21 protein-coding genes are annotated in these 21,703 nt (G+C 76.0%); 11 read left to right on the forward strand and 10 right to left on the reverse strand.

Going from position 1 to position 21,703, the window contains the following annotated elements:
- Positions 1 to 31 precede the first annotated feature (31 nt).
- The gene (locus ABD363_RS24630) at positions 32 to 727 is read right to left on the reverse strand and encodes a GntR family transcriptional regulator (protein ID WP_344607211.1); all 696 of its coding nucleotides are present in this window, start codon (positions 725 to 727) and stop codon (positions 32 to 34) included.
- 173 nt (positions 728 to 900) lie between these two features.
- Between ABD363_RS24630 and ABD363_RS24635 the strand changes: the two genes are divergently transcribed.
- Genes ABD363_RS24635 through ABD363_RS24655 form a run of 5 tightly spaced genes read left to right on the forward strand, consistent with a single transcriptional unit; the run spans position 901 to position 5,357 of the window.
- Positions 901 to 2,202, forward strand: a complete 1,302-nt coding sequence (locus ABD363_RS24635) for an MFS transporter (RefSeq protein WP_344607213.1) — start codon at positions 901 to 903, stop codon at positions 2,200 to 2,202.
- Positions 2,199 to 3,050 (forward strand): putative hydro-lyase, encoded by an 852-nt coding sequence (locus ABD363_RS24640; protein ID WP_344607215.1) that lies wholly within the window; start codon positions 2,199 to 2,201, stop codon positions 3,048 to 3,050. Before ABD363_RS24635 ends, ABD363_RS24640 begins: the two co-directional genes overlap by 4 nt.
- Positions 3,047 to 3,805, forward strand: coding sequence for a LamB/YcsF family protein (locus tag ABD363_RS24645; protein WP_344607217.1), 759 nt, complete (start codon positions 3,047 to 3,049; stop codon positions 3,803 to 3,805). Before ABD363_RS24640 ends, ABD363_RS24645 begins: the two co-directional genes overlap by 4 nt.
- On the forward strand, positions 3,802 to 4,491 hold the full coding sequence (locus tag ABD363_RS24650) for a 5-oxoprolinase subunit B family protein (protein WP_344607219.1): 690 nt from the start codon (positions 3,802 to 3,804) through the stop codon (positions 4,489 to 4,491). The genes ABD363_RS24645 and ABD363_RS24650 overlap by 4 nt, the downstream gene beginning before the upstream one ends.
- Entirely contained in the window at positions 4,488 to 5,357 is an 870-nt protein-coding gene (locus tag ABD363_RS24655; RefSeq protein ID WP_344607221.1) for a 5-oxoprolinase subunit C family protein, read from the forward strand. Before ABD363_RS24650 ends, ABD363_RS24655 begins: the two co-directional genes overlap by 4 nt.
- Before the next feature lie 69 nt (positions 5,358 to 5,426).
- Here ABD363_RS24655 and ABD363_RS24660 read toward each other — a convergent pair whose 3' ends face one another.
- The 5 genes from ABD363_RS24660 to ABD363_RS24680 all read right to left on the reverse strand — a co-directional run bounded on the left by ABD363_RS24660 (position 5,427) and on the right by ABD363_RS24680 (position 10,865).
- Positions 5,427 to 6,284, reverse strand: coding sequence for an SGNH/GDSL hydrolase family protein (locus tag ABD363_RS24660; protein WP_344607223.1), 858 nt, complete (start codon positions 6,282 to 6,284; stop codon positions 5,427 to 5,429).
- Positions 6,281 to 7,441 (reverse strand): glycosyltransferase, encoded by a 1,161-nt coding sequence (locus ABD363_RS24665; protein ID WP_344607225.1) that lies wholly within the window; start codon positions 7,439 to 7,441, stop codon positions 6,281 to 6,283. Before ABD363_RS24665 ends, ABD363_RS24660 begins: the two co-directional genes overlap by 4 nt.
- On the reverse strand, positions 7,438 to 8,565 hold the full coding sequence (locus ABD363_RS24670; protein ID WP_344607227.1) for a glycosyltransferase family 4 protein: 1,128 nt from the start codon (positions 8,563 to 8,565) through the stop codon (positions 7,438 to 7,440). Before ABD363_RS24670 ends, ABD363_RS24665 begins: the two co-directional genes overlap by 4 nt.
- Positions 8,566 to 8,753: 188 nt before the next feature.
- Positions 8,754 to 10,172, reverse strand: coding sequence for a HEAT repeat domain-containing protein (locus tag ABD363_RS24675; RefSeq protein ID WP_344607229.1), 1,419 nt, complete (start codon positions 10,170 to 10,172; stop codon positions 8,754 to 8,756).
- A 300-nt stretch (positions 10,173 to 10,472) separates the two neighbouring features.
- Entirely contained in the window at positions 10,473 to 10,865 is a 393-nt protein-coding gene (locus ABD363_RS24680) for an ankyrin repeat domain-containing protein (RefSeq protein WP_344607231.1), read from the reverse strand.
- Positions 10,866 to 11,170: 305 nt separating this feature from the next.
- On the opposite strand from ABD363_RS24680, the gene ABD363_RS24685 reads away from it, so the two are divergent.
- Together ABD363_RS24685 and ABD363_RS24690 are read left to right on the forward strand one after the other, a co-directional pair.
- Positions 11,171 to 11,365, forward strand: a complete 195-nt coding sequence (locus tag ABD363_RS24685) for a hypothetical protein (protein ID WP_344607233.1) — start codon at positions 11,171 to 11,173, stop codon at positions 11,363 to 11,365.
- A gap of 43 nt (positions 11,366 to 11,408) precedes the next feature.
- On the forward strand, positions 11,409 to 13,073 hold the full coding sequence (locus tag ABD363_RS24690; protein WP_344607235.1) for a hypothetical protein: 1,665 nt from the start codon (positions 11,409 to 11,411) through the stop codon (positions 13,071 to 13,073).
- A 60-nt stretch (positions 13,074 to 13,133) separates the two neighbouring features.
- Here ABD363_RS24690 and ABD363_RS24695 read toward each other — a convergent pair whose 3' ends face one another.
- Entirely contained in the window at positions 13,134 to 14,639 is a 1,506-nt protein-coding gene (locus tag ABD363_RS24695) for an SCO1417 family PLP biosynthesis transcription factor (RefSeq protein WP_344607237.1), read from the reverse strand.
- A 68-nt stretch (positions 14,640 to 14,707) separates the two neighbouring features.
- Here ABD363_RS24695 and yczE point away from each other — a divergent pair, with 68 nt between their 5' ends.
- The 4 genes from yczE (at position 14,708) to ABD363_RS24715 (ending at position 18,216) form a co-directional block, all read left to right on the forward strand.
- On the forward strand, positions 14,708 to 15,394 hold the full coding sequence (gene yczE, locus ABD363_RS24700) for a membrane protein YczE (RefSeq protein ID WP_425578023.1): 687 nt from the start codon (positions 14,708 to 14,710) through the stop codon (positions 15,392 to 15,394).
- Positions 15,391 to 16,158, forward strand: a complete 768-nt coding sequence (locus tag ABD363_RS24705) for a glycerophosphodiester phosphodiesterase family protein (protein ID WP_344607240.1) — start codon at positions 15,391 to 15,393, stop codon at positions 16,156 to 16,158. The genes yczE and ABD363_RS24705 overlap by 4 nt, the downstream gene beginning before the upstream one ends.
- A gap of 58 nt (positions 16,159 to 16,216) precedes the next feature.
- Positions 16,217 to 17,563 (forward strand): MFS transporter, encoded by a 1,347-nt coding sequence (locus ABD363_RS24710; protein ID WP_344607242.1) that lies wholly within the window; start codon positions 16,217 to 16,219, stop codon positions 17,561 to 17,563.
- 278 nt (positions 17,564 to 17,841) lie between these two features.
- Positions 17,842 to 18,216 carry an RNA polymerase-binding protein RbpA gene (locus ABD363_RS24715; protein WP_307134522.1) on the forward strand — a complete coding sequence of 125 codons (375 nt, stop codon included), beginning with the start codon at positions 17,842 to 17,844 and terminating at the stop codon, positions 18,214 to 18,216.
- Between the two features lie 247 nt (positions 18,217 to 18,463).
- On the opposite strand, the gene fxsA is transcribed toward ABD363_RS24715, so the two are convergent.
- The 3 genes from fxsA to ABD363_RS24730 all read right to left on the reverse strand — a co-directional run bounded on the left by fxsA (position 18,464) and on the right by ABD363_RS24730 (position 21,675).
- Positions 18,464 to 19,036, reverse strand: a complete 573-nt coding sequence (gene fxsA, locus ABD363_RS24720; protein ID WP_344607248.1) for an FxsA family membrane protein — start codon at positions 19,034 to 19,036, stop codon at positions 18,464 to 18,466.
- Between the two features lie 68 nt (positions 19,037 to 19,104).
- Positions 19,105 to 19,908, reverse strand: coding sequence for a polyprenol monophosphomannose synthase (locus ABD363_RS24725; RefSeq protein WP_344607250.1), 804 nt, complete (start codon positions 19,906 to 19,908; stop codon positions 19,105 to 19,107).
- A 162-nt stretch (positions 19,909 to 20,070) separates the two neighbouring features.
- Positions 20,071 to 21,675: an amidohydrolase gene (locus ABD363_RS24730; protein ID WP_344607252.1), complete on the reverse strand. Its 1,605-nt coding sequence runs from the start codon at positions 21,673 to 21,675 to the stop codon at positions 20,071 to 20,073.
- Positions 21,676 to 21,703 lie beyond the last annotated feature (28 nt).

Here is a 21,703-nt window from a genome sequence, read left to right on the forward strand (position 1 = left end):
TCCGAACCGGCGAACCTTCCCGGTCAGAGCACTAGCCCTCCTCGCCGACCCTCCTGCGGTAGACCTCCACGATCTCCTTCAGGGAGTCGTCGAGGTAGACCGAGAGCAGCCGCTCGGCCCCGGCCCGGTCCCCGGTCCGCAGGGCCTGGAGGATCTCCTGGTTGCGGGCGATGTACGGCTCGTGCAGGCGGCGCGGTTCGTCCACGACGTGGAAGGCGAGGCGCAGTTCGGCGAAGACGCTGCGCATCAGCTCGTCCGTGCGCTCGCTGCCGGCGAGGGCCACCAGCTCCCGGTGGAAGTGGATGTTGGCCGTGCCCACCGCTTTCCAGTCCCCTTCGCGGGCCGCCCGCCGCCCCTCCTCGACGGCTTCGCGGAGCGCGGCGAGGTCGTAGGGGGGCGCGCCGAGTCCCCGGACGACCGCGCACTCGACGAGGGCGCGGGTGCGGTAGATGTCCTCGACGTCCCCGACGGTCAGGACCCGGACGAAGACGCCCCGGTTCAGCTCGTGGACGAGCAGGCGTTCGTGCGTGAGCAGCCGGAACGCCTCGCGCAGCGTGTTGCGAGAGACGCCGAGCGCCCCGCCGATGCCGTCCTCCGACAGCCGTGTCCCCGGCGGGAAGAACCCCTCGGAGATCCGGCTCCGGAGGATGTCGGAGACCCGTTCGGCGGTACTGGTGCGTCCGAGGAGGGCCCGGTCGCCGGCGAGTGACGTCAGCTGCTCTGCCATGCCGGAATTCAATCGCAGGGAACAAGAACGAAACAACATGGGTATTGAGGGATCGTTGAACGATCCTCTACGGTGCTCCGCAAGGTGCCGCTTCCCGCACCGCGGCGCCGACGGCTTCCGCACGGCACGGCTCACCCCTCACGCACCCTCCGTCCCCCCTCTGCGAGGTGCCCATGAGCACGACTCCTCCCCCGCGGGCCCCGGCCGCCGAAGCGCACCCCCCGGCGGCCGGACACGCCGCCGGCGACGGGGCGCCGGGCTGGCTGCGCGCCCTCGGCCCGCGCGGCCGCCGCGCCTTCGCCGGCGCGTTCGGCGGCTACGCCCTGGACTCGTACGACTACTTCACGCTGCCGCTGAGCATGGTCGCGCTGTCCGCGTACTTCGGCCTGAACAGCGGCCAGACCGGGCTGTTCACCACGGTCACGCTGGTGGTCTCCGCGATCGGCGGCGCCCTCGCGGGCGTGCTGGCCGACCGGATCGGCCGGGTGAAGGCGCTGCTGGTCACCGTGGTCACGTACGCGGTGTTCACGGTGGCCTGCGGGTTCGCGCCCGACTACGAGACGCTGCTGGTCTTCCGCGCCCTCCAGGGCCTCGGGTTCGGCGGCGAGTGGGCGGTCGGCGCGATCCTGGTCGCCGAGTACGCGAGCGCGAAGCACCGGGGCCGCACACTGGGCGCGATCCAGAGCTCCTGGGCCGTGGGCTGGGCACTCGCCGTCCTCGTGTACACGCTGGTGTTCTCGGTGGCCGACGACGACCTGGCCTGGCGGATCATGTTCTGGACCGGTGCGCTGCCCGCGCTGCTCGTCGTCTGGGTGCGGCGCAGCGTGCACGACGCGCCCAAGGCGGCCGCCGCGCTGGAGCAGGGCGCCGGCAAGGGCTCGTTCACCGCGGTCTTCCGGCCCGGCCTGCTGCGCACCACGGTCTTCGCGACGCTGCTGTCCACCGGCGTCCAGGGCGGCTACTACACGCTGGCCACCTGGGTGCCGACGTACCTGAAGACCGAGCGGGACCTGTCGGTCGTCGGCACCGGCGGCTACCTGGCGTTCCTGATCTCGGGCGCCTTCACCGGCTACCTGACCGGCGGCTACCTCACCGACCGGCTGGGCCGGCGGCGCAACATCTGGCTGTTCGCGCTGCTGTCGGCGATCTGCATCGTGGCGTACGCCGACATCCCGAGCGGCGCCGACACCCTGATCCTGGTGCTCGGTTTCCCCCTCGGGTTCTGCATGTCGGCCATCTTCAGCGGCTTCGGCTCCTACCTGAGCGAGCTGTACCCGACCGCGGTGCGCGGCACCGGGCAGGGCTTCACCTACAACGCCGGGCGCGCGGTGGGGGCGGTGTTCCCCACGACGGTCGGTTTCCTGGCGGACAGCTGGGGCGTGGGCGGCGCGCTGGTCTTCGGCGCGATCGGCTACGGCCTCGCGGCGCTGGCGCTGCTGGGACTGCCGGAGACGCGCGGGAAGGAGCTGGCGTGAACTTCCCGCACCCCCTAGACCGCCCGCCGGCCCCCGTCGACGAGCAGGCGCACGCGTGGAGCCCGCAGACCGCGCGCGCCCGCTTCCGGGCGGGCCTCACACGCCCCACGGCCGGGGTCGCGGCGGGCCGCACCCAGGCCAACCTGATCCCGGTGCCCGCCGACCGGGCCTACGACATGCTGCTGTTCTGCACCCGCAACCCCAAGCCCTGCCCGGTGCTGGACGTGACGGACGCCGGGTCCTGGACCACGGTCCTCGCGGACGGCGCGGACCTGCGCACCGATCTGCCGCGCTACCGGGTGTGGCGGGACGGCGAGCTGGTGGCCGAGCCGACGGACGTGCGCGCGCACTGGCGGGACGACCTGGTGTCGTTCCTGATCGGCTGCAGCTTCACCTTCGAGTGGGCGCTCACCCGCGCGGGCGTCCCGATCCGCCACGTCGAGCAGGGCCGCAACGTCCCGATGTACGTCACCAGCCGCCGGTGCCGCCCGGCCGGGCGGCTGCACGGGCCGATGGTGGTCTCCATGCGCCCGGTGCCGCCGGAGCACCTGTCGGCGGCGGTCCGGGAGACCAGCCTGCTGCCGGCGGTGCACGGCGGCCCCGTGCACCGCGGCGACCCCTCGGTGCTCGGCATCGACGACCTCGGCCGCCCCGACTTGGGCGACCCCGTGACGGCCGGCCCGGACGACATCCCGGTGTTCTGGGCCTGCGGAGTGACCCCGCAGGCCGCCGTCACGGCCTCCCGCCCGCCCTTCGCGATCACCCACGCGCCGGGGCACATGTTCCTCACCGACGCCCGCGACGAGCAGTACCGCGTGGCCTGGACCGGAGTTATCAAGGACTCATGACCTCCATCGATCTGAACGCCGACCTCGGCGAGGGCTTCGGCCGCTGGCGGCTCACCGACGACGAGCGGCTGCTGTCCGTCGTCACCAGCGCCAACGTGGCCTGCGGCTTCCACGCCGGGGACCCGGCCATCATGCGGCGGGTGTGCGAGCTGGCGGCCGGGCGGGGCGTGACGATCGGCGCCCAGGTCTCCTACCGGGACCTGGCCGGGTTCGGGCGGCGCGCGATGGACGTGCCGCCCGCCGAGCTGGCGGCCGAGGTCGCGTACCAGATCGGCGCCCTGGAGGTGTTCGCGCGCGCCGCCGGGACCCGGGTGGCGTACGTCAAGCCGCACGGCGCGCTCTACAACCGCGTCGTGCACGACGAGGAGCAGGCCGCCGCGGTCGTCGACGGCGTGCGCCTCGCCGGCGGCGCGCTGCCCGTGCTCGGCCTGCCCGGCTCGCGCCTGCTGGAGCTGGCCGCGAAGGCCGGTCTGCCGGCGGTCACGGAGGCGTTCGCGGACCGCGCGTACACCGACCGGGGCACGCTCGTGCCGCGCGGCCGGGAGGGCGCGGTGATCACCGACCCGGAGGCCGTCGTGGAGCGCTCGGTGGAGCTGGCCCGCTCCGGCGCGGTCACCGCGCACTCGGGGACCCGCATCGAGGTCCGCGCGCGCTCGCTGTGCCTGCACGGCGACACGCCCGGCGCGGTGGAGCTGGCCCGCCGGGTACGCGAGCGGCTGGAGGCGGCCGGTGTGCGGGTGGAGGCGTTCGCATGAGGGTCCTGCCGGCCGGCGACGCCGCCCTGCTGGTGGAGGTGGCCTCGGGCGACGAGGCGCAGGCGCTCCACGCGGAGCTGGTGCGCCGCCGCGCGCAGGGCGCGCTGACGGCCCGCGAGATCGTCCCCGCGGCCCGTACGGTCCTGCTCGACGGCCTCGACGACCCGGATCGCCTGGCAGCCGAACTGACCGCCTGGCGGATCCCGCCCGTGCCCCCGCGCGCGGGGGAGGCGGTCGAGATCCCGGTGCGCTACGACGGCCCCGACCTGGCCGAGGTGGCCGCGCACTGGGGCGTCTCCCCCGAGGAGGTCGCCCGGATCCACGCGGGCACCGGGTTCCGCGTCGCCTTCTGCGGGTTCGCGCCCGGTTTCGGCTACCTGACCGGCCTGCCGCCGCGCTACGACGTCCCGCGCCGGGCCACCCCGCGCACGGCCGTTCCGGCCGGTTCGGTGGCGCTGGCGGGCCCGTACACCGGGGTGTACCCCCGCTCGTCGCCCGGCGGCTGGCAGCTGATCGGCACCACGGACGCCGTGCTGTGGGACCACGCGCGCGTGCCGGCCGCGCTGCTGTCGCCGGGCACGCGCGTGCGCTTCGTCCCCACGGGGCCGGCCGCGTCCCCGGAACCCACCGGCCCGGCCGCGTCCCCGGAACCGGCCGGGCCGGTGGGGACGGCGGGTGCGGCATGACGGACCGCGCGCTCCGCGTCGTCCGGGCCGGGGCCCTGACCACCGTGCAGGACCGGGGGCGGCCCGGCCACGCGCACCTCGGCGTCCCCCGCTCCGGCGCGCTCGACGCCCCCGCCGCCGCGCTCGTCAACCGGCTGGTCGGCAACCCGCCCGGGGCGGCCGTCCTGGAGACCACGCTGGACGGCTGCGCCCTGCGGCCCCGTTCGACGGTCACCGCGGCGGTCGCGGGCGCCCCCTGCCCGGTTGCGGTGGACGGCCGCCCGGCGCCGTGGGGCGCGCCGGTGCGCGTGCCCGCCGGGGCGCTCCTGGAGGTCGGGGCGGCCGTGTCCGGGGTGCGCAGCTACGTGGCCGTCTCCGGCGGCATCGCGGTCGAGCCGGTGCTCGGCAGCCGCTCCACCGATCTGCTGTCCGGCCTCGGCCCGCCGCCGCTCACGGACGGCTCGGTGCTGCCGCTGGGCAGGGTCCGCGGGGTCCCCGGGCGCGTGGACGTGGCTCCGCAGCCGGCGCCCCCGGCCGAGCTGGTGCTGCGGGTGGCGCCGGGCCCGCGCGACGACTGGTTCACGCCGCGGGCCGTGCGGGCGTTCACCTCGCGCCCGTACCGGGTGTCCGCCGCGAGCAACCGCATCGGGCTGCGCATGGAGGGGCCCGCCCTGGAGCGTGCCGTTCCGGGCGAGCTCCCCAGCGAGGGCATGGTGCTGGGGGCGGTCCAGGTGCCGCCCGACGGCAGGCCGGTCGTCTTCCTGGCCGACCATCCGACCACCGGGGGCTACCCGGTGATCGCGGTGGTCCGCGCGGCCGACCTCCCGGCCGCCGCCCAGGCCGTCCCGGGCACCCCGGTCCGCTTCGTGGCCGTACGGCGCCGCTGACGCGCCGTACGGCGCCGCGTTCCGCTCCCCCGCCCCGGGACACCGGCGCCCCGGCGGCCGCGGCCCCGGCTACGCGGCCCGGGTCGCGTCCTGCCGCTCCCCCGCCGGCAGCGCCGCGAGCGCCGCCGCCACCGCGGCCGACGCCCGCAGGTCGAGCCGGGCGCTCGTCCCCCGCGCGCGGTGGCCGAGTTCGTCGGCGGCCAGTCTCAGCAGCTGCGGCAGCAGGTCGGTGCAGCGCCGGGCCACCCAGCCGGTGCCCGCGGTGGCCAGCCACCGCAGGCGTGCCGCGCGGGTGGGCGGGGGGAACTCCGGCTCGGGCGAGGGCGCGGCCCCGGTCGCGACGCCGTGCTCGGCCAGCAGGGCGTGGAAGCGCACGGCCAGCTGCCGGTGTCCCCGTTCGCCGGGGTGCAGCCGGTCCGCGCTCCACAGGGCGCGGTCGGTGATCCAGTCGCCCGCGCAGGCGTGCAGGTGCAGGGCCCCGTACCGGTCGGACAGCGCGTGCACCACGGTGTTGACGGCCCGTTGCCGCCGGGCCAGCGGACCGGCCAGCGCCCCCGGCAGCCCGAGCATCGCGCCGGGGTCGGGCAGGCACGCCGTGAGCAGCACCGCGTCCCGCCGGGCGAGGGCCGCGTACACCTCGTCCAGCCGTGCGGCCACCGCGTGGATGTCGAAGGTGCGGCGCAGCGTGTCGTTGACGCCGACGACGACGGACGCGACGTCGGGCCGCAGCGCCAGCGCGGCGGGCAGCTGCCGCTCCCGCACGTCCCGCGTCTGCGCCCCGCCGACCGCCAGGTTGGTGAACTCCACGGGCCGCTCGGCGAGGGCCGGGGCGAGCAGCGCGGCCCACCCGCGCCACCCGTCGCCGACGGGGTCGCCCACGCCCTCGGTCAGCGAGTCGCCGAGGGCGGCGAACCGCAGGGCCCTCATCCGGTGCTCCCGGGCGCGAAGGGACGGGCCGGGACCGTCGCGTCGTGCGCCGTGAGGAAGGCCGCGACCGCCGTCCCCCAGCCGAAGCACTCCGCACGCGCGCGGGCGGCCTCCCGCCGGTCGGTCTCCGGGCTCTCCAGCAGCATGTCCACGGCGTCCGCGAAGGCCTCCCCGTGGTCCGCCGCCACGGCGCCGGCGGAGCCGATCACCTCGGGCAGCGCGGAGGAGGCGCTGGCCACGACCGGCGTGCCGCACGCCATCGCCTCCAGCGCGGCCAGCCCGAACGTCTCGGCGGGGCCCGGCGCCAGGGCCACGTCGGCCGACGCCTGCAGCGCGCCCAGCTCACCGCGGCCGCAGACGTGCCCGAGGAAGGTGACCGGCAGGCCGCGCTCCCGGGCCCGCTGCTCCAGCCGCGGCCGCAGCGGCCCGTCCCCGGCCACCACCAGCACCGCCCGCCGGCCCCGCCGACGCAGCGCCTCCAGCGCGTCCAGCGCCGTGCCGGGCCGTTTCTCCACGGACAGCCGGGAGCACATCACCAGCAGCGTCTCGTCCCCGCGCGCGTACCGGGCCCGCAGCCCCGCGTCCCGCAGCGCCGGGTGCCGCTCGACGAGGTCGACGCCGAGCGGGGCCCGCACGACGTTGCGCGCCCCGATCCGCACGAACTCCCGCTCGGCGAACTCCGTGGTGCACACCACCCGCGCGTACGTGTGGGCGGTGCGGGTGTTGAGCGCGTCGGCGGCGCGCCGGGCCGCCGCCTCGGGCAGGCCCCAGGTGCGCAGCACGCCGTCGGCGGTCTCGTGGGAGACCATCACGGCGGGCACCCGGGCGCGCCGGGCCCACTTGCCGGTCCAGCGCAGCGTCGTGCGGTCGGACACCTCCAGCCGGTCGGGCTCCAGCTCCTCCAGGAGGCGGGCCAGGCGCCGCCGGTCGGTCAGGACGCGGTAGCCGCCGGTGCCGGGCAGCAGCGGCCCCGGCAGGGTGATCACCCGTCCCTGTTCGGTCTCCCGGTCGCTCGCGCGTTCGCCGGGCACGACGAGGACGGGTTCGTGTCCGGCCGCCCTGAAGCCCTTGCCCAGTTCGCGCAGCGCGGTGCGCAGGCCGCCGGAGGCGGGCGCGACGAAGTTGGCGAGCCGTACGATCCGCAGCGAGGCGCTCATGCCGCCACCACCGCCCGGCGCGCGGCGAGCACGTCGTCGTAGTGCCCGATCAGCCGGTCGCCGACGGCCGCCCAGGTGCGTGCGGCGACGGCGGCGCGGGCGGCGGCCCCGAACGCGGTCCGCAGCCCGGCGTCGGCGGCCAGGGTCCGCACCGCGTCCCGTACGGCTCCCGCGTCGCGCGGCGGGACCAGCAGGCCGGTGCGCCCGTGGGCGACCAGGTCCAGCGGGCCGCCCGCGGCGGGCGCGACGACCGGCACGCCGCTGGCCATGGCCTCCTGCACGGTCTGGCAGAAGGTCTCGAAGGGGCCGGTGTGCACGAAGACGTCCAGGGAGGCGAAGATCCGGGCCAGGTCGTGGCCGGTGCGGCGGCCCAGGAAGACGGCGCCCGGCAGCGCCTGCTCCAGGCCCGGCCGGCTGGGCCCGTCGCCGACGACCACGACCCGTACGCCCTCCAGGCCGCAGGCGCCGGCCAGCAGCTCGACCTGCTTCTCGGGGGCGAGCCGTCCGACGTAGCCGACGATCAGCTCGCCGTCCGGGGCGAGTTCGCGGCGCAGCGCCTGGTCGCGGTGGTCCGGCCGGAACCGTTCGGTGTCCACGCCGCGCGGCCACAGCCTGACCCGGGGCACCCCGTGCGCCTCCAGGTCGCGCAGGGCCGCGGTGGACGGGGCCAGGGTGAGGTCGGCGGCGGAGTGCACGGACCGGATGCGCCGCCAGGCCGCCGTCTCGCCCGCGCCCATGTAGGTGCGGGCGTAGCCGGCCAGGTCGGTCTGGTAGACGGCCACGGCGGGGACGCCGAGCCGGGCGGCGGCCGCCATGCCGCGGACGCCGAGGACGAAGGGGCCGGCCAGGTGGACCACGTCGGGGCGGTGCTCCAGGAGCGCGGCGGCCAGGCGCCGGCTGGGGAGTGCGACGCGGACCTGGGGGTAGCCGGGCAGCGGGAGGGAGGGGACGTGGACGACGGGGCACGGCGCGAAGGCGGCGGGCCGGTGCCCGGGGGCGGGGGCGGGGGCGACGACGACGGGGGCGTGACCGCGATCGACGAGGTGCCGGGCGGTCTGGAGCGCGCAGTGGGCCACGCCGTTCACATCGGGGGGAAAGGATTCGGTCACGATGACGACACGCATACGGGTGTTGTCGCCGTACCGGACGTGGCCGCGTCAACGTGGATCTTTCCGGGCGAGGAACGTCCCATGAGCGTTGCGCTCCGTGCCCGGGCGGGTCAGGCGGCGTCCATGTCCGCCTGACCCGCGGGCCGGCTCCCGTTCACCGGCCGGGCGCGCGTCCGCCCGGGGTCTTGTCCGTGCCCGGGGGGTCAGGCCGCGGGCGCGTCCGGTCCGATCCGGCTGCGCACGGCCGTCTGGACCTCGGCCTCCTCGGCCGGGTCGGCGGCGAGCCGGCGCAGTCGCTCGACGACGCGGGCGTCACCGGTCTCGGCGTGCCGGGCGGCGAGTTCGCGGGTGGACTCCTCGCAGTCCCAGAGGCACTCGACGGCGAAGCCGGCGGGGAAGGAGGGGTCGGTGGCGGCGAGGGCGCGGGCGGCCCGGCCGCGCAGGTGGGAGGAGGCGGTCTCGCGGTAGACGTGGCGCAGCACGGGGGCGGCGCAGCCGATGCCGAGCCGTCCGGCGCCGTCGACGAGGGTCCACAGGGTCGGCGCGTCGGGCCCCTCGCCCCGTACCGCCTCCCGCAGCGCGGCGAGGACCAGGTCGCGGTCCCGGGTTCCGCCGCGGCAGGCGAGCACCCGCCCGGCGGCGGCGCCCAGCGCGTCGGGCCGGTGCGCCCAGCCGCGCGCCCGGTCGACGGCGATGGGACCGCGCATGCGTTCGAAGGCGTCGACGGCGGCCTCCACGACCGTCGCCGAACCGGTGACCACCGCGCCCTCGATCAGGTCGAGGGCGTCGGGATCGTCGCTGTCGGCGAGGTAGCGCAGGGCGGCGCAGCGGGCCCCGTCGGCGCCGTCCCGGGCGGCGGCCACGATCTCGGGCCGGTCCTCGGGGCCCGCCACGGCCGTCAGACAGCGGGCCGCCGGCACGTGCAGCGCGGCGCCGCGGTCGGCGCCCTGCCGGGCCCATTCGAGGACGGCCCGCACGCTCCAGTCCGGCCGTGGGCCGGTGGGCCGCAGCTGCCGCTGCCAGCGGTCGAAGCAGCCGGCCTCCTGGGCGGCGCGCACGCGCGCGGCGACGGACGCGCGCGGATCCTCGGCCCACAGCCGCCAGGGCCGCGGTTCGAAGGCGTCGCGTACGGCGGCGGCCAGCTCGGCCTCGCCCTCGGCGTCGGTGGCGAAGCGGGCCAGGACCGGCACGGCGAGGGCGCGCAGGCCCGCGTCGTCGTCCCGGAGGGCGAGTTCGTCGAGGGCCCAGGCCCAGTTGGAGCCGTGGGCGGCATACCTGCGCAGCAGGTGGAGCGCGTCCCGCCTGCCGTAGGAGGCGAGGTGGCCGAGGACGGCGAGGGCGAGCCCGGTGCGCGACTCGTCGGTGTCCAGGGCGTCCTCGGGGTCGAGGAGGTGGGCCTCGATCGCGTCCAGTTCGCCGTTCAGGTCGAGGTAGAGGCGGGCGTAGTAGAGGGAGCGGTTCTCCACCTGCCAGTCGTGGCGGGGGTCGCGCAGCACACAGTGGTTCAGCGCCGCGAGCGCGTCGGCGCGCGGGGCGGTGAGCGCGTGCAGCGTGCCGTCGCCGCGGCCCCGCTGGAGCAGGCCGAGCAGCGTACCGCTGGGCGCTATGACCGGATCGAACATGGGAAACAGCCTCACATCAAGCGTCGACGCAACCGGGGACGTGCCTTACCTGGCCGCGTGACAGCACGTCGGGGCGCCCGCCGTTTCCTGCTCGCTGTAGACCATCTTCCTCTGCCTCTCGTCGGTGGCCCGTGCGGACCGCGTCACGGTCCGCGCGGTGCGGCAACACCTGCCCAGCCATCACGTCCGTGAACCACGACGTCATGATGGCCCGGCGGTCACACCCGCCGCGACCGAAATTCCGGCGGCCCGGTACCGCCTCCCCCGTCTTCCGCGTCTTCGCCGGTCACCGCCGTGGGGTCACCGCTCGCCGAAGAGTTCGAGCAGGTGCGTCCGGCCGAACATGCGGGCCGTGTCGACGGCCGACGGCGTGCCCGCGGACGGGTCCGCGCCGCCCTCCACGAGGGCCTCGACCACTTCCGTCTCGCCCTTGAAGACCGCCCCCGCGAGGGGGGTCTGGCCCCGGTCGTTGACGCGGTCGGCCTCGGCGCCGCGGGCCAGCAGGGCGCGCACCGCGTCGGCGTGGCCGTGGTAGGCGGCGAGCATGACGAGGGAGTCGCCGCGGTCGTTGGTGAGGTTGGCCGGAACGCCCGCGTCGACGTAGGCCACGAGTTCCTCGGTCCGCCCCTGCCGGGCGAGATCGAAGATCTTGGTCGCCAGCTCCACGACCTCGGGGTCGGGGACTTCGCTCATCGGCCGGACCGCCTTTCACTGCGCACACGAACGGGGACGGAAGGGGCGTACGGCCGCGAGCGGCGCGTCCGTACGGGTGAATCGCCAGGGTACTGGCTCGCGCGGCACATGCCCGGATGCGCCGGAGGCAAAGATCATCACGGATCGGGCCCGGCACGGAAGTCCGGCCCGGACGGAGCGGGGACCGCTCCGTCACCCAGAGTGACATATCCGTTTTCCCCCGTTTGCGCCTTTAGTCGTACAGATACATCCTGTGAGCCTGGAAGCACCCATGGTGACTGTCCCCGCGAACCAGGAGAACTCGCATGATCCTCTCCATCTCAGGCGTGGTCCTGCTCGGCATCGTCGTCTTCATCTTCTTCCGCAAGGACGGGCTGAAGGCGTCGCACGCGCTGATCTCCGCCCTGTTCGGCTTCTACCTGGCGAGCACGGCCATCGCCCCGAGCATCAAGGCGGGCGGCGAGAGCCTGGCGAGCCTCATCGGCGGCATCACGTTCTGACGGCCGCCCGCCCCCTCCCCGCACGCACCCCCAGGAGACAGCAGTGGCCCGGCGCCCCCTCCCCCGCATTCTGAGCAACGGCAGCGCGCAGCTCGCCCGGAGCCGGGAGCTGGCCCGGACGGCGGCCGACAGCGCCACCGACGTCCTCCAGCCGCTCATCGTCATCGCCCGCGGCCTGCGCCGGCTGGCGTCCGCCGGACGGCGCAAGTGGGCCGCCACCCCCAAGGACAGGCGCGGAACGCTGCTGTTCCTGGCGGCCGCGGTGGTCCTGGCCGTGGCGCTCGTGCCCTACGGCCCGCTGCTCGCCGTCATCACCCTGATGGCGGCGGCGGCCCGGCAGGGCCGGGACCGCGCCCCGTCCGCGTCCGGCGGCCCGGACGCGTCGCAGGCCGAGCGCCTGAGGTCGCTGTACGAGGCCCTGGTGCCGTACTTCTCGGCCGCCGAGGACCCGGCGCCGCTGTACGCGCACGGCGGGGCGTGGGAGAAGGCCTTCCCCGAGTACGAGTTCGACGACGGCGGCCGCGTCACCCGTCTGGTGGTCCGCTACCCCGCGTACTTCACCGACGGCGAGGCCGAGGCCCGTGCCCGGATCGAGCACCTGCTCACCGTGAAGTCCGGCCGCGGCCGCGAATACCACTTCGCCTGGGACGAGGAGGGCAACCAGCTCACCCTCACCGTCCTCGCGCCGCTGCCCACCGACATCGCCGCCCAGCGCTTCGTCACCGCGCCCGGCGAGACGGTCCTCGGCTTCACCGACCCCACCGCGGTCCACCGCACCCTGCCCCTCGCCCACGGCGCGGAGCGGCGCGACGCGCCGCCGGTCGTCTGGCGCACGGGTCCCCGCTCCACCGAGCCCCACCTGCTGGTCCTGGGCCAGCCGGGCAGCGGCACCTCGACCCTGCTGCGCTCGATCGCCCTGCAGGCCCTGCGCCACGGCGACGTGGTCGTCGTCGACGGCGGCGGCACCGGCGAGTACGCCTGCCTGACCGGCCGTGACGGCGTCCTGGCCGTCGAGTGCGGGCTGGCGGGGGCGCTGGCGAGCCTGGAGTGGGCGGCCACCGAGACCGAACGCCGGCTGATCGCGGTCAACCGTGCCCGCCAGGCCGGCCATCCGCCGCCGGACGACGCCAAGCGGCCCCTGTGGCTCCTGCTGGACCGCCCCACCGCGTTCACCCACGTGGCCGCCGCGGACGGCCGCAAGGACCCGCAGTCCCTGCTCCAGATCCCGCTGCGGCACGGCCGCGCGGCGAACGTGACGGTGGTCGTGGCCGACCAGCTGGACGGCGTGGAGGGCCTCGGCGAGGCCGTACGGCAGTACACGCGCGCGCGGGTCGTGCTCGGCCCCGCGACGGCGGACCAGCTGGAGGCCGTGCTGGGCGCGCCCCCGCACACGACGCCGGTCGCCCACGTCCCGCCCGGCCGCGGTTACGCCCGCCTGGGCACGGGCCCGGTCCACCGCCTGCAGGTCCCGGCCACCCCGGACCCCTACGACGACGCGACCGGCGACGCCCACCGGCAGGCGGTGCTGGACCTGCTCCCGCCGCGCACCACACCGGCGGACGGGGAGACCGTCCCGGAGTCCGCGCGGCCCGCGCCGGAGCCGGCCGAGGCGCCCCCGGACCGCGCCCGGCCGGAACCGGCGGGCCCCGTCCCGACGCCGGCCGAGCCGGAGCGGGCGAAGACGCTCCCGACCCTCAGCAAGCCGTAGCCCGCCCCGGACCACCCGCCGGCGCGGGCGAGCGCCTCCCGCCGCCCGCGCCCCGCCGGTTCACGCCACGAACGTCCGCGGGTCCTCCGTCCCGGCCGTCCCGCCCGTCCGCACCAGCCGCGCCGCCGCGGCCAGCCGCGCCGCCGCCTCCTCCGCCACCGCGCCCCCCACGGTGAACGGCAGCCGCACATAGCCCTCGAACGCCCCGTCGACCCCGAAACGCGGCCCGGACGGCACCCGCACCCCGACCCGCTCCCCCGCCTCCGCGAGCCGCGACCCGGACAGGCCCCCGGTGCGCACCCACAGCGTGAGCCCGCCCCCCGGCACCTCGAACTCCCAGTCGGGCAGCTCCCGGCGCACCGCCGCGACCAGCGCGTCCCGGTTCTCCCGGGCCTGCCCGCGCCGCAGCTCCAGGGCCCGCTCCCAGCCTCCGGTGCCGAACAGCCAGTGCACGGCCAGCTGCTCCAGCACGGGCGTGCCCAGATCGGCGTACGCGCGCGCGGCGACCAGGCTGCGGATCACGTCGGGGGCCGCGCGCACCCAGCCGATGCGCATCCCCGCCCAGAAGGCCTTGCTGGCCGAGCCGACGGTGACGACGGTGGACCCGGCCGGGTCGAAGGCGCACACCGGCCGCGGCAGCGCGCCCGCCAGGTCCTCGTCCAGCCACAGTTCGCTCATCGTCTCGTCGGCGACGAGCACGGTCCCCGCCGACCGGGCCGCGTCCACCAGGCGCCGCCGCTGGTCCTCGTCGGCGAGCGCGCCGGTCGGGTTGTGGAAGTCGGCGACGACGTAGGCGATCCGGGGCGCGGCGTCCCGCAGCACCTGCCGCCAGCGGTCCAGGTCCCAGCCGGCCAGTCCCTCGGCCATCGCCACGGGCACGAGCCGGGCGCCCGCCTCCCGCATCAGCTGGAGGATGTTGGCGTAACTCGGCGACTCGACCGCGACGCGCTCGCCGCGGCCCGCGAAGAGGTGGCAGATGGCGTCGATGGCGCCCATCGCCCCCGTGGTCACCATGATCTGCTCGGGCATGGTCGGGATCCCGCGCGCGGTGTAGCGGTCGGCGATCATCGCACGCAGGACGGGCAGCCCGGCCGGGTAGTCGCCGTGCGTGTGCGCGTAGGGCGGCAGCTCCTCCAGGGCGCCCTGCACGGCCCGGGTCAGCCACGGCTCGGGTGCGGGCAGCGCCGCGGTGCCGAGGTCGATCATCGAGCCGAGGGCCTCGGGCGGCAGCGGCTCCAGCCCCCGCGCGGGCAGCGGGTTCCCCGCCGGTACGGCGGTCCAGCTCCCGGCGCCGCGCCGCGACGCCAGGAACCCCTCCGTGCGCAGCGCCTCGTAGGCGGCGGCGACCGTGGTGCGGCTGACGGACAGGGCCAGGGCCAGCTCCCGCTCGGCGGGCAGCCGGGCGGCCACCGGCACGCGCCCTTCGAGCACCAGCAGCCGGATGCCGTCGGCGAGCGCCCGGTAGGCGGGCGGGCGGCGGGTCCCGGGGCCCGCCGGGCGGTCCTGCTGGGAGGTGAGCAGCCGCGCGAGCTGCGCCGCCCCCACGGCCGAGGTCCACTGCGCCATGCGAATCGGTCCACCTTCCCCGGATTGGCCATGGAAGACATCGCTTCCCGAGCCACAGGGTGTCATGCATCGGTCCATTACCACCACAGGGGGGCAGCACTGTGTCCGCACGGCACCATGTCGGGAGACGGTTGATCCAGCTGTACGCCGGCCTCGCTCTGTACGGGGCGAGTTCGGCGCTGCTCGTCGAGGCGGGCCTCGGCCTGGAGCCGTGGAACGTGCTGCACCAGGGGCTGGCCCGGCTGACGGGCCTGACGATCGGCGCCGTGTCCGTCGTCGTGGGCGCGGCGGTGCTGCTGGCCTGGATCCCGCTGCGCCAGCGCCCGGGCCTCGGCACCGTCTCCAACGTCTTCGTCGTCGGCGTCGTCATGGACGGCGCGCTCGCCCTGCTCCCCGAGGCGCGCACCCTGGCGGTGCGGGTGCCGCTGCTGCTGGCCGGCGTCCTCCTCAACGGCGCGGCCACCGGCCTGTACATCGCCGCGCGCTTCGGTCCGGGCCCCCGGGACGGGCTGATGACGGGGCTGCACCGGCGCACCGGCCGCTCGATCCGTCTGATGCGGACGGCCGTCGAGGCGGCCGTCGTGGTGACCGGCTTCGTCCTGGGCGGCACCATCGGCGTCGGCACCCTCCTGTACGCGGTGTCCATCGGTCCGCTCGCCCAGCTGTTCCTGCGCGTGTTCGCCGTCCCCCCGGCACCCGGCGGCAGCACGGTCGTCGCCGCCGGGCCACCCCGGGGGGCGATACTGCGTCGGTGAGCACGCGGACACGCCATCCCTACCTCGACCATCCCGGCCCGATCGCCTTCGCCCACCGGGGCGGGGCGGCGGACGGTCTGGAGAACACCGTGCGGCAGTTCCGGCGCGCGGTCGAGGCGGGTTACCGGTACATCGAGACCGACGTCCACGCCACGCGGGACGGCAAGCTGGTCGCCTTCCACGACGCGGCCCTGGACCGGGTGACGGACGGGGCCGGCCGGATCGCCGACCTGCCGTGGTCGGACGTGCGCCAGGCGCGCGTGGCGGGCACGGAGCCCGTGCCCCTGTTCGAGGAGCTGCTGGAGACCTTCCCCGAGGTGCGCTGGAACGTCGACGTCAAGGCGGAGGCCGCGCTGCTGCCCTTCCTGCACCTCGTCGGGCGCACCGGGTCCTGGGACCGGATCTGCCTCGGCTCCTTCTCGGAGGCGCGCGTCGCGCGCGCCCAGCGGCTGGCCGGGCCGCGCCTGGCCACGTCGTACGGCACCCGGGGCGTGCTCGGCCTGCGGCTGCGCTCGTGGGGCCTGCCGGCCGCACCGCGTCCCTCGGCGGTCGCCGCCCAGGTCCCCGAGTCCCAGTCGGGCATCCCGGTGGTGGACCGCCGCTTCCTGCGCACCGCCCACGCGCGCGGGCTGCAGGTGCACGTGTGGACGGTCAACGACGCCGACCGCATGCACCGGCTCCTGGACCTGGGGGTGGATGGCATCATGACCGATCACATCGACACGTTGCGCGAGGTCATGGAGGACCGCGGCGTCTGGGTCTGAGACCCCGGGCCGGGGCCGGGCCCGGCCGTCGCGCGTTCACGGGGAAGCGAGGGCACGGGTGGACACCGACACCGTGCGGGCGGCTCAGCCGGGGGACGCCTCCGGGCGGCGGCGCGAGCAGCGCGGCTGGTACTTCTACGACTGGGCCTGCTCGGTCTACTCGACGAGCGTGCTCACCGTGTTCCTGGGCCCTTATCTGACGTCGGTCGCCGAGTCCGCGGCGGACGCGGACGGGTTCGTCCACCCCCTGGGCGTCCCGGTGCGCGCGGGGTCCTTCTTCCCGTACGCCGTGTCCCTGTCGGTGATCGTGGCCGTGCTGCTGATGCCCCTGGTGGGCGCCGCCGCCGACCGCACCGGCCGCAAGAAGCCGCTGCTGGGCGCCGCCGCCTACACGGGGGCCGCGGCGACCGCCGGCATGTTCCTCCTGGACGGCGACCGCTATCTGCTCGGCGGGGCGCTGCTGGTCGTCGCCAACGCGGCGCAGTCCGTGGCGATGATGCTCTACAACTCCTACCTGCCGCAGATCGCCCCGCCCGAGGAGCGCGACGCGGTCTCCTCCCGGGGCTGGGCCTTCGGCTACGCGGCGGGCTCGCTGGTGCTGGTCGCGAACCTGGTGCTGTACCTGGCGCACGACTCCTTCGGCGTCTCGGAGTCCATGGCCGTCCGCATCTGCCTGGCCTCGGCCGGCCTGTGGTGGGGCGCCTTCACGCTGGTGCCGCTGCGGCGGCTGCGCGACCGCCGCTCCCCCGCGCGGGAGGCGGCCCCGCCGGGCCTGCGGCAGCTCGCGGCGACCGTCCGCGACATGCGCCGCCACCCGCTGACGCTCGCCTTCCTGCTGGCGTACCTCGTCTACAACGACGGCATCCAGACGGTGATCTCCCAGGCGTCGGTCTACGGCGCCGAGGAACTGGGGCTCGGCCAGTCCACCCTGATCGTGGCGGTGCTGCTGGTCCAGGTGCTGGCGGTGGCGGGCGCGCTGGGGCTGGGCCGGCTGGCCCGCAGGTACGGGGCGAAGCGCACGATCCTCGGCTCGCTGGTCGCGTGGACGGCGACGATCGGGGCCGGGTACTTCCTGCCCGCCGGGGCGCCCGGGTGGTTCTTCGCGCTGGCCGCCGGGATCGGCCTCGTCCTCGGCGGCAGCCAGGCGCTGTCCCGCTCCCTGTTCTCCCACCTGGTCCCGCCGGGCAAGGAGGCCGAGTACTTCTCGGCGTACGAGGTGAGCGACCGGGGCATGAGCTGGCTCGGCCCGCTGCTGTTCGGCGTCACCTACCAGCTGACCGGGAGCTACCGGGACGCGATCATCTCGCTGGTGGTCTTCTTCGTGCTCGGCTTCGCGCTGCTGGCGCGGGTGCCGGTGCGGCGGGCGATCGCCGAGGCGGGGAATCCGGTACCGGAGAGGATTTAGCGCTCGGTGCCGAAGGGCTGTAGTGTACGCGTTTGGCCTGCCAGGCGTACCGTTACTGCGTGTCAGAGATGCCGAAACGCTGGGTCATATCTGCTAGCAGATGTGACAAACCGGGCGCCGGTGGGTACGACATTGGTCAGCAAGGCTGCGGCTACGACGGCGACGCACGACCCGGAACGGGACTCGGAACGGGAATCTTTACCGCCGACCGGACGTTGACCGGATGACGACGACAGCGACACCTGTCCTGTGGGCGACAAGCCCGGGAGGCACGATTCATGAGTGAGCGAGCTCTTCGCGGCACGCGCCTCGTGGTGACCAGCTACGAGACGGACCGCGGCATCGACCTGGCCCCGCGCCAGGCCGTGGAGTACGCATGCGAGAAGGGGCACCGCTTCGAGATGCCCTTCTCGGTCGAGGCGGAGATCCCGCCGGAGTGGGAGTGCAAGGTCTGCGGGGCCCAGGCACTCCTGGTGAACGGCGACGGCCCGGAAGAGAAGAAGGCCAAGCCCGCGCGTACGCATTGGGACATGCTGATGGAGCGGCGCACCCGTGAGGAGCTCGAAGAGGTCCTCGAGGAGCGGCTGGCCGTTCTGCGGTCGGGCGCGATGAACATCGCGGTTCATCCGCGGGACAGCCGCAAGTCGGCCTAGTCCCCGCGCGGCTCGGGCGAGAGCCCGGCGCGCCGGTCACCGCGGGCGCCGCACGTGAGGTTCACGTGCGGCGCCCGCGGTTTCGTCGTGCGGTCGGGGCGGACGGCGGCCCGCCCCCGGTCCCGTCCCGGCTCCCGCCGTCCTGAGCGGCCCCGCCCCGGCTCCCCGGGCCCCTGCGGCGTCCCCGAGCCGTGCGGCAGGGGATGCCTCCGGGACGGGCCGCGCACAGCCGGCCGGCGCGGCGGGGTCAGCGCGTCAGCGGCGGACGGGGCTCCCGGGGGGCGTCCCCCGGCTCGTCCCTGACGACCTCGCCCGGGACCACCTTGCCGTCCGGGCGGTGGATGCGGGCCTGCCGGAAGGCGTCGCCCAGGGTGCCCCGGGCGGCCTCGCGGAGCCTGCGGTCGAAGGCGCGCTCCGCGTACCGGCTCACGGCCTTCTGGACCGGCGGTATCAGAAGGAGCAGGCCGGCCGCGTCCGAGATCAGGCCGGGAATCATCAGCAGCAGGCCGCCCAGCATCATCAGGCCGTTGCCCTCGCTGCCGGCCCGGGCCGCGGGCGGCGCGCCGGCCTGCTGTCGCTGCAGCGTCTCCGTGAGGCTCCGGAAGGCCCGGCGTCCGGCCCGCTTGATGACGACGGAGCCGAGGACGAAGCCCGCCACCAGGAGCAGGAAGACCACGAGGCCGGTCGACGCGGACGCGACCAGCGTCAGCAGCCAGATCTCCAGCACGAGCCACGCGGCGAGGCCCAGCGGCAGGAATGTGCGCGTCCGGGAGCGCCGGGGCAGGGTGGAACGGCTGGGGATCCGAGTGCCGGTCGTCATGTTCCCAGTGTGCCCGGCCCGGCCTCAGCACGGGATAAGGGCCCGGCCCGCCCCGCGGCGTCCCGCGCCTACGGCTGCGCCGGCTTGTCGCCGCGGCCGAGGGCCTTGCCGACCCGCTCCCCGACGCCCCACGCCGTGACCCGCCACAGCGCCTCCACGAGGATGTCGCGGTTCATCTTGGAGTCGCCGAGCTCCCGCTCGACGAAGGTGATGGGGACCTCGACGACGTGGTAGCCCGCCTTGACCGCGCGGCGGGCGAGGTCGACCTGGAAGCAGTAGCCCTGGGAGGCGACGTCGTCGAGGCCGAGGCCCTCCAGGGTCTCGCGGCGGAAGGCGCGGTACCCGCCGGTGATGTCGCGCAGCGGCAGGTCGAGCGCGAGCCGGGAGTAGAGGCTGCCGCCGCGCGAGATGAACTCGCGGGACCTGGGCCAGTTCACCACCCGGCCGCCGGGCACCCAGCGGGAGCCGAGCACCAGGTCGGCCCCCTTGAGGGCGGTCAGCAGGCGGGGCAGTTCCTCGGGCTGGTGGGAGCCGTCGGCGTCCATCTCGACGAGCACGCCGTAGCCGTGCTCCAGGCCCCAGCGGAAGCCCGCGAGGTAGGCGGCGCCCAGCCCCTCCTTGCCCTTGCGGTGCAGTACGTGGACGTGGTCGTCCCCGGCGGCCAGCTCGTCGGCCAGCTTGCCGGTGCCGTCCGGGCTGTTGTCGTCGGCCACGAGAACGTGCGCCTCGGGAACGGCCTCCCGCACCCGGCCGACGATCTTCTTGATGTTCTCCGCCTCGTTGTAGGTCGGGATGATCACCAAGGCCGTGCCGAGCGGGCCGAACTTCCTCTCCTGGCCTGCTGCCGCGAGGGTCCCGTCGCCGTCGTTCACTGCTGCCCCTTCATGTCCGTACGCAGGGGTCCACCATAGTGCTCCCGGCCTGCGGTGACGTGACGGCGCGTTCATATGGTGGTGTCACTGTCGCCCGACCCGGACAAGAGGGGCGTTCCGGCGGGCGGCGGCCGGGGCGCGCCGGCGCCCCGGCCGCGCGGATCACTCGCCCGGCCGCGCGAAGACCGTCCGCCCGCCCACCACGGTCCGCAGACAGACGGGCAGGTCCCGGCCCGGCGTCAGGTCGGGCAGGCCGGGCGTGCCGGAGCGGGGGTCGGTCGACCAGCGGGCGACCCGGTCGTCGGGGGCCTGGACCACCAGTTCGCCGGTGCGCCACACGGCGTAGTCCGCGGGCGCGCCCGGCACCAGGACGCCCGCGTCGTCGCGCCCGATCGCCCGCCAGCCGCCCCGCGTGTGCGCGGTGAACGCGGCGCGCACGGAGACCCGGTGCTCCGGCGTGCGGTGGAAGGCGGCGGCGCGGACCGTGCCCCACGGGTCGAGGGGGGTGACGGGGCTGTCGGAGCCGAGGGCGAGCGGCACGCCGGCGCGCAGCAGGGCCGCGAAGGGGTTGAGGGTGCGGGCCCGCTCCGCGCCCAGGCGCTGGGCGTACATGCCGTCCTCGCCGCCCCACAGCGCGTCGAAGGCGGGCTGCACGGAGGCGGTGAGGCCGAGTTCGGCGAAGGCGGCGACGGTCTCGGGGGTGAGCATCTCGGCGTGCTCGACGCGGTGCCGGGCGGCGCGTACCCGGGTGAGGCCCAGTTCCTCGGCGGCGGCGCGCACCCCGTCGACGACGGTGCTCACGGCGGCGTCGCCGATGGCGTGGAACCCCGCCTGGAGCCCCGCCTCGGTGCAGGCGACGACGTGCGCGGCGACGGCGGCGGCGTCCAGGTGGGCGGTGCCGGTGTGGCCGGCGTCGGCGTAGGGCTCGTGCAGGCAGGCGGTGTGCGAGCCGAGGGCGCCGTCGACGAAGAGGTCGCCGGCGGCGCCGATCGCGCCCAGCTCGCGCGCCTTGGCCACGTCCTGCTCGGCCCAGTAGCCGACGACCCGCGGGCCGGGTTCCTCGGCGGCGAGCCGCAGCAGGCCGGTGAGGTCGTCCTCGGAGGAGATCTCCGGGCCGGCGCACTCGTGGACGGTGCCGATGCCGAGGGAGGCGGCGTGCGCGAGGGCGGCGCGCTGGGCCTCGGCGCGCTGGGCCGGGGTGATCGCGCCCAGCGCGGCGGCGCGCACCGCGTGGTGGGCGTCGCCGGTGAGCGGGCCGTCCGCGCGGCCGGCGGCGCCCGGGACCAGGTCGAGCAGGGCCGTGCTGACGACCGCCGAGTGGACATCGATGCGGCTCAGGTACAGGGGGCGGCCGCCGGTGGCCTCGTCGAGCTCGGCGCGCGTCGGGGGGCGGCCGCCGGGCCACCGGGAGGCGTCCCAGCCGTGTCCGAGCAGGACGCGGTCGTGGGGGCGGGCGGCGGCGAAGTCCCGGACGAGGGCGAGGGCGGCCTCCAGGGAGGGGGCGCCGGACAGGTCGAGGCCGGTGAGCGCCAGACCGGTGGACGTGGTGTGCACGTGCGCGTCCGTGAACGCCGGAGTGACCAGCGCCCCGGCCAGGTCGATCACTTCGTCGACCCCGTCCGCGAAGGCGTCGGCGGCGCCCTCGGAACCGACCCAGGCGATCTGTCCCCGCTCGACGACCATCGCCGTCGCGAAGGGATCGGCGGGGCTGTGGACTTCGCCGCGGCGGAGCAGGACGGTTTTCGGCGGGGCGGTGCGTTCGCTCATGACGGACAGTTTCGCGCGCCGCGTCACG

The organism is Streptomyces glaucus (assembly GCF_039533365.1).
Classification (GTDB): domain Bacteria; phylum Actinomycetota; class Actinomycetes; order Streptomycetales; family Streptomycetaceae; genus Streptomyces; species Streptomyces glaucus.

Coding starts and splice junctions, on each gene's coding strand:
- ABD363_RS24630 (WP_344607211.1), bottom strand. CDS start 727: ATGGCAGAGCAGCTGACGTCACTCGCCGGCGACCGGGCCCTCCTCGGA.
- ABD363_RS24635 (WP_344607213.1), top strand. CDS start 901: ATGAGCACGACTCCTCCCCCGCGGGCCCCGGCCGCCGAAGCGCACCCC.
- ABD363_RS24645 (WP_344607217.1), top strand. CDS start 3,047: ATGACCTCCATCGATCTGAACGCCGACCTCGGCGAGGGCTTCGGCCGC.
- ABD363_RS24650 (WP_344607219.1), top strand. CDS start 3,802: ATGAGGGTCCTGCCGGCCGGCGACGCCGCCCTGCTGGTGGAGGTGGCC.
- ABD363_RS24655 (WP_344607221.1), top strand. CDS start 4,488: ATGACGGACCGCGCGCTCCGCGTCGTCCGGGCCGGGGCCCTGACCACC.
- ABD363_RS24660 (WP_344607223.1), bottom strand. CDS start 6,284: ATGAGGGCCCTGCGGTTCGCCGCCCTCGGCGACTCGCTGACCGAGGGC.
- ABD363_RS24665 (WP_344607225.1), bottom strand. CDS start 7,441: ATGAGCGCCTCGCTGCGGATCGTACGGCTCGCCAACTTCGTCGCGCCC.
- ABD363_RS24670 (WP_344607227.1), bottom strand. CDS start 8,565: ATGCGTGTCGTCATCGTGACCGAATCCTTTCCCCCCGATGTGAACGGC.
- ABD363_RS24675 (WP_344607229.1), bottom strand. CDS start 10,172: ATGTTCGATCCGGTCATAGCGCCCAGCGGTACGCTGCTCGGCCTGCTC.
- ABD363_RS24680 (WP_344607231.1), bottom strand. CDS start 10,865: ATGAGCGAAGTCCCCGACCCCGAGGTCGTGGAGCTGGCGACCAAGATC.
- ABD363_RS24685 (WP_344607233.1), top strand. CDS start 11,171: ATGATCCTCTCCATCTCAGGCGTGGTCCTGCTCGGCATCGTCGTCTTC.
- ABD363_RS24695 (WP_344607237.1), bottom strand. CDS start 14,639: ATGGCGCAGTGGACCTCGGCCGTGGGGGCGGCGCAGCTCGCGCGGCTG.
- ABD363_RS24715 (WP_307134522.1), top strand. CDS start 17,842: ATGAGTGAGCGAGCTCTTCGCGGCACGCGCCTCGTGGTGACCAGCTAC.
- fxsA (WP_344607248.1), bottom strand. CDS start 19,036: ATGACGACCGGCACTCGGATCCCCAGCCGTTCCACCCTGCCCCGGCGC.
- ABD363_RS24730 (WP_344607252.1), bottom strand. CDS start 21,675: ATGAGCGAACGCACCGCCCCGCCGAAAACCGTCCTGCTCCGCCGCGGC.